Annotated in this window: 11 protein-coding genes; all 11 read right to left on the reverse strand. The window is 71.1% G+C overall.

The genetic code is table 11. From position 1 onward, the window contains the following. Positions 1-441: 441 nt before the first annotated feature. A complete protein-coding gene (locus OOT46_RS30390) occupies positions 442-930 on the reverse strand; it encodes a hypothetical protein (protein ID WP_265407367.1) in 489 nt (162 codons plus the stop codon). A 64-nt stretch (positions 931-994) separates the two neighbouring features. Continuing rightward, positions 995-2,314 carry a FliI/YscN family ATPase gene (locus tag OOT46_RS30395; RefSeq protein ID WP_416136281.1) on the reverse strand — a complete coding sequence of 440 codons (1,320 nt, stop codon included), beginning with the start codon at positions 2,312-2,314 and terminating at the stop codon, positions 995-997. 56 nt (positions 2,315-2,370) lie between these two features. Then, entirely contained in the window at positions 2,371-3,024 is a 654-nt protein-coding gene (gene sctL, locus OOT46_RS30400; RefSeq protein ID WP_265407369.1) for a type III secretion system stator protein SctL, read from the reverse strand. A 120-nt stretch (positions 3,025-3,144) separates the two neighbouring features. Further along, a complete protein-coding gene (locus OOT46_RS30405; RefSeq protein WP_265407370.1) occupies positions 3,145-3,924 on the reverse strand; it encodes a SctK family type III secretion system sorting platform protein in 780 nt (259 codons plus the stop codon). A gap of 2 nt (positions 3,925-3,926) precedes the next feature. Beyond that, on the reverse strand, positions 3,927-4,799 hold the full coding sequence (sctJ, locus tag OOT46_RS30410; RefSeq protein ID WP_265407371.1) for a type III secretion system inner membrane ring lipoprotein SctJ: 873 nt from the start codon (positions 4,797-4,799) through the stop codon (positions 3,927-3,929). Positions 4,800-4,877: 78 nt separating this feature from the next. Beyond that, positions 4,878-5,294, reverse strand: coding sequence for a hypothetical protein (locus OOT46_RS30415; protein ID WP_265407372.1), 417 nt, complete (start codon positions 5,292-5,294; stop codon positions 4,878-4,880). A gap of 33 nt (positions 5,295-5,327) precedes the next feature. Beyond that, on the reverse strand, positions 5,328-5,834 hold the full coding sequence (locus OOT46_RS30420) for a tetratricopeptide repeat protein (RefSeq protein WP_265407373.1): 507 nt from the start codon (positions 5,832-5,834) through the stop codon (positions 5,328-5,330). A gap of 22 nt (positions 5,835-5,856) precedes the next feature. After that, positions 5,857-6,066 carry an EscF/YscF/HrpA family type III secretion system needle major subunit gene (locus tag OOT46_RS30425; RefSeq protein ID WP_265407374.1) on the reverse strand — a complete coding sequence of 70 codons (210 nt, stop codon included), beginning with the start codon at positions 6,064-6,066 and terminating at the stop codon, positions 5,857-5,859. Positions 6,067-6,083: 17 nt separating this feature from the next. Next, the gene (locus OOT46_RS30430) at positions 6,084-6,395 is read right to left on the reverse strand and encodes a hypothetical protein (protein WP_265407375.1); all 312 of its coding nucleotides are present in this window, start codon (positions 6,393-6,395) and stop codon (positions 6,084-6,086) included. A gap of 23 nt (positions 6,396-6,418) precedes the next feature. Beyond that, positions 6,419-7,570 (reverse strand): FHA domain-containing protein, encoded by a 1,152-nt coding sequence (locus OOT46_RS30435; protein ID WP_265407376.1) that lies wholly within the window; start codon positions 7,568-7,570, stop codon positions 6,419-6,421. Between the two features lie 479 nt (positions 7,571-8,049). Then, complete coding sequence (locus OOT46_RS30440; protein ID WP_265407377.1) at positions 8,050-8,862, reverse strand: methyltransferase, TIGR04325 family; 813 nt, start codon at positions 8,860-8,862, stop codon at positions 8,050-8,052. Positions 8,863-9,038: the final 176 nt, after the last annotated feature.

Consider the following 9,038-nt stretch of genomic DNA (forward strand, 5'->3'; position numbering starts at 1 on the left):
CGAGCAGGGCCGCGGCGGTCGAGGCGCGCACGCCCCGGCTCCTGCAGCTCGCGTTCGAAGGCCTCGGTCCAGCGCTCGGCCTGCCGGTCGGACGCGGAGGCTGTGGGGGACCGGGACGCGGCCGGGGCTGGCGCGCCCTCGGGCGATCGGGACGCCTCGGCGCTTTCAGACCGAGGCGCTGCGGTGTTTGCTTCGGCTACGGTGTCCGGGGTGGTGAGCAAGGCCTGAAAGCGCAGGGCTGCCGGGCCGGCCGGATGGCCGGCAGACCGGGACGCGGCAGCGCCGACCGGCGGCGCAGGGCGGGACACGGCGGGGGTGGCCGGCAGCGGCCGGGGGCTCAGCGGTTCGGGCGGCAGCGGTGGCATGTGGTGTGGACGGCTTGGGACTTGAATCTGGGACGGTCGGGACAAGGACTTCGGGCACAAGAGCTGGGGCGCGGCCTCAAGGCTGGAGCAGGCGCATCGCGTACAGACGCGCCGCCAGCACCTCCTGGACCTGTTCTTCCTGGACGGCGGAGAGGCGGCTCCGGTACTGCTGCTCCAGGCGCGCGAGCAGGCCTTGCAGGCGGTCCAGCCGGGCGGTTTGGGTGGCGACCTCGCGGCGCGCCTTCTGTTCCTCTTGCTGGGCCTGCAGGTACTGGGGCATCACCTCCTGGCGCTGCTCGCGCAGGTCGGTCAGCCAGACGGTGAGCTGCATGTGGTGGTCGACATAGGACTTGCCCTGCATCGGCCGGCCCTGCTCGGCCAGCCACTCGCGCCACTGGGTCTCCCAGGCCTGGATCACCGCGCCGATCTGGCGCTCCTCGTCGTCGAGCGCCGCAATCTGCGCGGCCAACTCGGCGAGCCGCTGCCGTTTGGCACGCAGCAAGGCCTCGGCCTGCGCCAGCCGGTGGCGGCGCGCCTCCAGCACGGCCTGGAGGGCGGCCCTCATGGGTGCTCCCTCTCGCTTCGCGAGGGGACGCCAGCGCCGCGTTCGGAGCGGCCGTGCCGGGCGCTCATGCTCCCACTCCCGCACGCAACTGGCGCAGCGTGTCTTCCAGGCTGCCGCCGGCGCTGCCCAGGTCCTGGCGCAGGAAACGCTGCAGCGGCTCGTGGCAGCGTACCGCGCGGTCGGCCAGCGAGTCGCTGCCGCTGCGGTACTCGCCCATCTTCAGCAGCATGTCGATCGCCTTGTATTTGCTCAGCAGGCTGCGCGCGAGATCGGCGAGGTCGCGATGCGCCGGGGTGGTGACGTGCCGCATCACGCGGCTGCGGCTCGCCAGCACGTCGATGGCGGGGAAGTGGCTTGCCTCGGCCAGCTCGGCCGAGAGCAGGATGTGCCCGTCGAGCGTCGCGCGCACCTCTTCGGCAACCGGGTCGCCGGTCGCGTCGTCGTCGACCAGCACCGTGTAGAAGGCCGTGATGGCGCCGCGCTCGCCCTGGCCGGCGCGTTCGAACAAGCGGGGCAGGGCGGAGAACACCGAGGGCGTGTAGCCGCGCCGGGTGGGCGGTTCGCCGTTGGCCAGGCCGATCTCGCGCAGCGCGCGCGCATAACGGGTGACCGAGTCGAGCAGCAGCAGCACGTTCTGCCCCTGGTCGCGGAAGTACTCGGCGATCGCGGTGACCGTGCAGGGCGCGGTGGCGCGCTCGCCGGCCGGGCGGTCCGAGGTGGCGACGACACAGACCGTGCGCTCGCGCTGTGCCGGGGTGAGCAACTGGCCGATGAATTCGCCGACCTCGCGGCCGCGCTCGCCGATCAGTCCGACGACGATGACGTCGCAGGCGCAGCCGCGCGCGATCATCGACAGCAGGCTGCTCTTGCCGGCGCCGGCGGGCGCGAAGATGCCGACCCGCTGGCCCTCGCCGCAGGTCAGCAAGGCATCGATGGCACGCACGCCGGTGCGCCAGGCGCGTGCCACCGGGCGGCGCTTGAGCGGATCAGGCGCCGGCGCCTGCACCGGCACTTCGGCCTGGCCCGCGATTGGCCCCAGGCCGTCGGCCGGCTGGCCCAGGCCGTCGAGCACGCGCCCGAGCAACTGCGGCCCGACACGCAGCATCAGCGGCCGGCCCAGGCTGCTGACCTCGGTGCGCGCCGACAGGCCGGTCAGTTCGCCGAGCGGCGCCAGCACCAGCTCTTCGTCGGCGATGCCGACCACCTCGGCGCGCAGGCGCCAGGGGTCGCCAGGGTTGACGAGTTCGCAGAGGTCGCCGATGCGCGCGCTGACGCCGGTGGCTCGCACCAGCGTGCCGCCGGCATGGCGGACCCGGCCGCGCACCTGTACCGGGGCCACCGTCGAGAGGGCGCCGTCGAGGGCGTCGGCCAGGTAGCGCGACAAGCCGGTACCGGCCAGGCTGTCGAAGCTGGCGTCGTCGCCGCGGGGGGTGGGGGTGTTCACACGCTGTCCTCGCGGGCCGGGCGGGCCTGTTCGCGGCGGCCGACAAAGGCCTGCACCAGGCCGGCCCGCACCGCCAGCAACTGGGTGCGCAGGCTGCCGTCGATGCGGCCGTAGGCGCTTTCCAGCACGCAGGTGCCGGGCTCGGCGTCAGGGTCGGACAGCACCTCGACCAGTTGCACGCGCGGGAAGTCCTGCAGGATGGCCTCGATCTCCGCGTTGACCAGGGTGACCTCGGCGGCCGCGACGCGCAGCTTGAGCGGGCGCTCGTGGTCCACCGCCGCGAGGGTGCGGCGCACCATCGCGACCAGGCGCTCGCGCGGCTGCATGGCGCCGAGGATGCGCTCCAACGCATCGACCACCGAGCCGACGATGCGGCCCTCCAGGCCCAGCCAGGCCGACTCGATGCGGGCGGCGGTTTCGGTCATCTGGGCCGCGAAGGCCTCGCGCCCGGCCTCGTAGCCTTCCTCCCAGGCCTTGCGTCGTTCGGCCTCGCAGGCCTCCTGCTGGCGCGCCAGCAGCGCTTCGGCCTGCTGTTTCGCCAAGGTGTAGGCGGCTTCGGCACGCAGCGTGGCGCTGAAGCTGTCGCGCTTGATGATGGGGCCCGTCCCGGCCAGCAAGCGCCCGTTGTCGATGTGGGTGACGGTGCTCATTCGATAACCTCCGTGCTACGCACTGCGGTGCGAGCCCCTTCGGGCGGCCGGGCGGGGCTCATTCGATAACCTCCGTGCTACGCACTGCGGTGCGAGCCCCTTCGGGCGGTCGGGCGGGGCTCATGAGAGTGTCCGGTGTGTGGTTTCGAGGGCGGCGTCCGCGAGCAGCCAGGCATGGCCGGGCAGCGCCTGGCGCACCACCTCGGTGGCCAGGTCGGCCAGCGCGAGGCGCTGTGTTTCGCGCAGGCGCCAGGGCAGCAGCGGGGCCATCCAGTCGGACGGCAGCTTCAGCCGCAGGCGGCGCCACACCGCCAGCGCCAGCGGCGGTATGGCCGACAGCAGCAGGCGCAGGGCGCCGCTGCGCCAGCGCCCCGGTTCGGCCTGCGGGCTCAGCCCGCTGCCGACCGCCTCCAGCACCGCGGGTGGCAGCTCGGGGCCACCCTGGCCTTGCCAGCGCAAGGCAAAGCCATGCACCGGCGCTCCCATGGTCCGCTGCAGGTGAGCCACCTGCTCGGCCCGGACCAGCGTGCGCAGCCGGTCGCGCAGCACCACCGCGCTGGTGAGCGCGGCCACCTCGACCAGCTGCTCGCCGCCCAGCAGGGCCAGGCGCTTGCCGCGGTCGCTGAAGTCGAAATCAACCAGACCGTTGATGCCGTGCGCGTCCAGCAGCCGCACCGACAGCCGGCGTGTCGCGAAGGCGCTGACCGGCCGCCAGACCACCGGTTTGAGGCTGGGGGCCGGGCTGCCGAGCGCGTCCACGGTCAGGCGGTCGATCCAGCTCGGATGGGCGTAAAGCGCCGGCAGCAGGTTGAACTTGAGCTGCAGGTCGAACAGCCGGTCCTCGACCAGGGGCGTATCGCCGGGCAGGGTGGAAGGGGCGCGGTGGACGCGGTCGTGCATCGTCAGACGTCCTGCGCGGTATTGAGCCAGCCCGGCGAGTCCTCGGCCGCGGCCGGCGCCGCGGGCCGCCGATCGCCGCGCCGGTTGAGCCAGGCCGCCAGGGCCTGACGGATCTGCGCCGCGCGCAGCAGCGCGACCAGCAGCACGATGGCCAGCACCCAGGGCAAACCCATCAAGGCCCACAGCAGCGGCAGACTGGACGGCGACACCAGCGCGCCGAAAAAGCGCGTCACCGGCAGCTGTGCGTTGGGCGCGACGGTGTTGCGCGAAGGAAAGAAGGTGACCGAGACATGCTCGGCCGTCAGCCCTTCGATGCCGCGCACCACCAGGTCCTTGATGGCCGGCAGGGCGGCCTGCATGTCGACATCGGCGCGGTGCTTGATGAACACCGAGGTGGAGGCCGGCTTGGCCTGCAGCGAGAGCGGGTCGGACGCCGGCAGCACGACGTGCACGCGCGCCACCAGCACGCCGTCGATGTGGGCGAGCGTGCGCGAGAGCTCCTGCTCGACCGCGTAGATGAAACGGATGCGTTCCTCGTTGGGCGAGGACACCAGACCGTTGCGGGCGAAGACGTCACCCAGGCTCTTGTACTCCCGGGTCGGCTGGGCATTCGCGTTGAGCAGCTCCAGCGCGGTGGCCATGCTCGACTCGTCGACCCAGACGCTGAAACGTTGTTCCTCGCCGGCCCGCTTCTCGGCATCGACGCCGCCCTTGAGCAGCGTCAGCAGCACCTCATTGGCCTCCTGCTCGGTGAGGTGGTCGTAGACCGGCTGCTTGCACGCCTGCAAGGCCAGGCAAAGCAGCACCAGCATCAGCCAGCGCCCCAGGCGGCTGACAGCAGCAGGCGCGGGGCCAGGGTGTTCGGGCAGTTTCATCGAGGAACTTCACACTCCGCGTGCCGGGCGATCCGGACTTGGGGAACGACACATGAAAAAAGGCGGCGGGGCGCGGCCTCAACTGCGTTGCAACAGCGACTGCACGTCGCGCTCGACCATGCCGGCCGACTTGGACGACAGCTCCAGGCTCACCGAGGCGGTGGTCACCTGGTATTGCAAGGCCATCAGGTCGCGTGCCGACAGCTCCTGCGTGGCAGAGAGCCGCGCCACCGAGCTTTCGAGTTTGCGCCAGTCTTGTGACAAGCCATGCGCCCAGGCGCGGACGCCGCCGGTGTTCTGCAATGCCGTGCCCGACAACGTCGGGTCCAGCGCGGCCGTGGTGGCCGGCGTGGCTCCGCCGGGGGCATACAGCAGGGTTTCGAAGCGGGCGACGGCGTCGGCCCGGCCGGGACCGGCAGCGCCCGCGCCGGCAGGCGAAACCGGTGCCGCGGCCGGCATGACGGCGGCGAGGCTGGCGGCTTGGGACATCTCCATGGGGGCTCTCCGAGCTTGGAAGTGGGCAGGCCGCTAGGGCCTGATGTTGAGGGGCGGACGCGTGATGCCGGGGTCCGCCGGCCCGGCCGAGGGATCGAGGGCGCGCGCCAGTTCGAGGCAGCCGCGAGCGACGTTGACCGCCGAGCTGTCGCGCCCCGAGGCGATCACGGCCTCGAACAGCGGCAGCGCCCCCGGCTGCTGCGCATGGACCAGCAGGGTGCCGAGCATGGCGCGGGCCATGTCGCTGTCGGGGCATCGCTCGACCACGGCGCGCAACTCGTCGATGGCGCCGTCGAGCCGGCCCATGCGCGCATGCGAAAGCGCCAGGCCGATCAGCGGCGAGGGGTGTCCGGGCTTGGCGGCCGCCAGCGCCGAGAAGATCGTTTCGGCCTGCATGTGCAAGCCGCACTCGCTCGCCAGGAAGCCGGCTTCGGCAATACGCTCCAGCAGCTCCGAGGAGCCGAGCGAGCGCAGCGGGCGCGACAGCGCCGCCGCGCCCCCTGAGGGCGTGGCGGGCGTCACCGGGTCGAAGGGTGTCATCGACACGGACAGGGCGCCGGGCTCAGACCGACATGTTCTTGGCGGTGCCCTTGGCGCCTTCGCCGAGGGCCTTCACCACTTCGCTGGCGGCGGTCATGAAGACCTGGTACTCGCTCATGGCCTTCTGCGCCTTGAGCATGGAGACAGGGTCGTCGGCGTTGGCGCCTTCCACCACGCCGTTGGCCTGGGTGTAGGCGGTACCGACTCTGCTGATCAAAGAATCGACGGACATCACGTTTCTCCTGAGGGTCACACGGAAAAATCACGACCGCGGTCGTGCACGGAAACTGAAGCTGAAGCGGGGACGCTGCCCCCGGGGTGCAGGCTGTGCCAGACCGCCAGTACGACCTCGCGCGCCAGCTCGGCACTGCGTGCGATGGCGCGGGCCTCGTCGTATTGCGCCGGCGGCAGTGGCAGGGCCAGGCGGGCCTGGCTCTTCTGCAGGCCGGTGTCGAAGGTCTCGAGGTATTGCGCCAGCAGGCTGCCTTCGTGGTCCTGGTGCAGCCGCAGGCCGAGCTCGCCGAGCGCGTCGAGGGGCGGGGTCTGGAGGGTGGGGTTCATCATGGATGTGGGGGCAGCGGTGCTCAGCGCAGCTGGGCGACCTGGAAGCTGAACTGGCGCTCGCCCTGCTCGAAGAGCACACGGTCGAGTTCGATGGTCTTGATGAGAAAGCCGTCGAAGGTGTCGCCCTCTCCATACCGTTCGCCGTTTTCGGTGATGAGGTAACGCCCCTTGCGGCTGAGGATCACCGCGAACTTGCGGTGCAGCGCCTTGGGCAGCGGGGGCTCGGCGGCCGATGCCGCCGGAGGTGGAGGCGGTGCCGGCTGGGCCACCACCTGCGGCGACGCGACCTTGACGCCGAGCCGCGCCAGGCCGGGGATCTCGCGGCTGGCCTGCACCAGCCGGCGGGCGGCCGCGTCGTCGCTCACCTCGTTGGTGCAGGCGACCTGCCCGGCGCCCCGGTAGGTGGTGAGACAGGTGACGCCCTCCAGCGCGGCCAGGCGGGCCACCGAGGACAGCAGCTGCTCGACCGAGACCGCGCGGTTGAGCGGCGCTTCGGGCAACTCCCTCAGCACCGCTTCGAGCGACTGCAGGTGGTAGCCCGTCAGGACCCAGCCTTCGATGACGTAGCGGCTGGAGCCGGGTTCGCTGCGGATGCTCAGCTCGCTGCCGGCCGGCGCCACCGAGCGCAGCCAGGACTGCGCCCGCGCCAGGTCACCGGGTGCCAGCCGGGGCGGGCCGAAGGACATCGAGATCGCGGCATAGACGCCGCCGATGCAGCCGGCCGTTCCCAGCAGCAGCACGGCCAGCAAGGCATAGGGATTCATCTGGCGGCTGCGCTCCACCAGGTGGCGGGCGCGCAGCACCGCCTTCTGTCGCGGCGTCAGGCGCTGTTCCGGCAGCGTCGCCCGGCCGGTGGTGGTGTCGCCAGCGGGCACGAAGGTCAGCATCGCGTCGCCGCAGCGGATCTGCTGGTAGGCGGCCAGCCGGCAGGACTGGCCCGGCGCCAGTTCGTTGCCGTCGACGCTGACCGCGCCGTCGAGCGCCCGACACAGGATGGTCTGGTCGACGCTGCACAGCTCGAAGTGGCGCCCGGCCACGCCCGGGTCGGCCAGCACGACGCTGCACAGCGTCGCATCGCTGCCGATCACGCAGGCGGTCTCCGTGCCCACCGGCAGGGCAGGCGCGCCGCGGTGCAACCCGGCGGTGATGTGAAGCTGGCCGCGCTGTGTCATGGTCGGGCGGAGCGCTCGTCGAAGTGACGGACAGGATGCCGACGCGGCGCCGCGCCACCGGACTGACCCACAAGCGGGAGGGGCCGGTGGAGCGACGAGTGGGACGCTGACATGACTGACCTCCGACCAGATGAAATACAGCTCAACAACAAGGTGCCGACCCTCCGGCACCCCACATCTCGCACACCGCGCTGGAACGAAGCCATCCCGACCCGCCTTGCTGGAGGACTTCAATGGCCCCCGTGTTCGAGGGGTGACGAGGAGGACTGTAGAAGCCCGGGCCCGCACCCGCATAGGGCTCCATGTATAAGACTTGCAAATGGATGTAGAAAAACGGAAGGCGGATCACCTCACCTCGGTGATCCGGATGGCCCGATGAAGCGGGAATTCACGTCGCCGCAAACACAAGAGTGGCCGCAGCGCCGGGCGCAGGTCCCGCTGGTCAGGTCCGGGGGCGGGTCTCGGGCACGAAGTCGGCTTCAGCCTCGATGGTCGAAGCAGAAGCCGGAGTAGCTGTCGACGTCGTAGCCGTCCTCGAAGGGAAGCCTCAGCGCCTTGCCGACGTTCTCCCACTCGTCGCGCCGTTCGTAGCCCCGCGCGACCACCGCGTCAACGAACTCGTCGTGCGATTGCACCCGGTAGGCACAGAACGCGGTGCCAATGCTGTTGAGCGTGTAGAAGGAGCGCGACGGGTGGATCGGGGTCAGGTTGACCACCAGGCGACGCGGGCGCCGGGGCAGGGTGGCGAGCAGGTCGGCCAGCGTGAGCGGCAGGTATTGCAGGCTGCCGGAGGCATACAGTACATCGCAGCCGCTGGCCTGGCGGTAGTCGTCGGTGAAATGCAGGCCGTGTTCGGGGTCGCGCTGGCTGGCGAGTTCACGTCCGCGAGCGACGACAGCCGGGACGTCGCAGACCGTCCACTTGAAGTTGCAGGGGTAGTCGATGGCGCGGCGGAAGGCGTAGTACTTGATGCCGACATGGCCGCCGAGATCGAACACCGAGCGCAGGCCCTCGGCCAGCGAGTTCGACAGCCAGAACAGCGCGGCATAGTCGGTGGGATAGATGCGGCTGAGGTAGGCCAGGTTGGCCGAGCCTTCGTTGTCGTAGCCCACCGGCCGGTTGGACGGCGCGCTGGCGGCTGCCGCCGCAAAGCTGTCGAAGACGCCGTGGAAGAGGTTGGCGTCGACATTGTTCACGAAGCGCTTCAAGTAGGCGCGCTCGCCCGCCGAACGCAAGCCGGGGGCTCGGGCCAGGCGATCGATCGCCCGGTGCATGGTGTCAGTCCATCCCATCGCTTCCTCCTGTCTCTTGTTTCCGGCGTGTCCCGCCGTCGTCCTCGGGCGCTGGGCCGACTGCAGGGCTCATTGGGTGACCTCCGTGCTGCGCACTGCGGTACGAGCCCCTTCGGGCGGCCGGGCGGGGCTCATTGGGTGACCTCCGTGCTGCGCACTGCGGTACGAGCCCTTCC

This window comes from Aquabacterium sp. A7-Y (assembly GCF_026153205.1).
GTDB lineage: Bacteria > Pseudomonadota > Gammaproteobacteria > Burkholderiales > Burkholderiaceae_C > Caldimonas.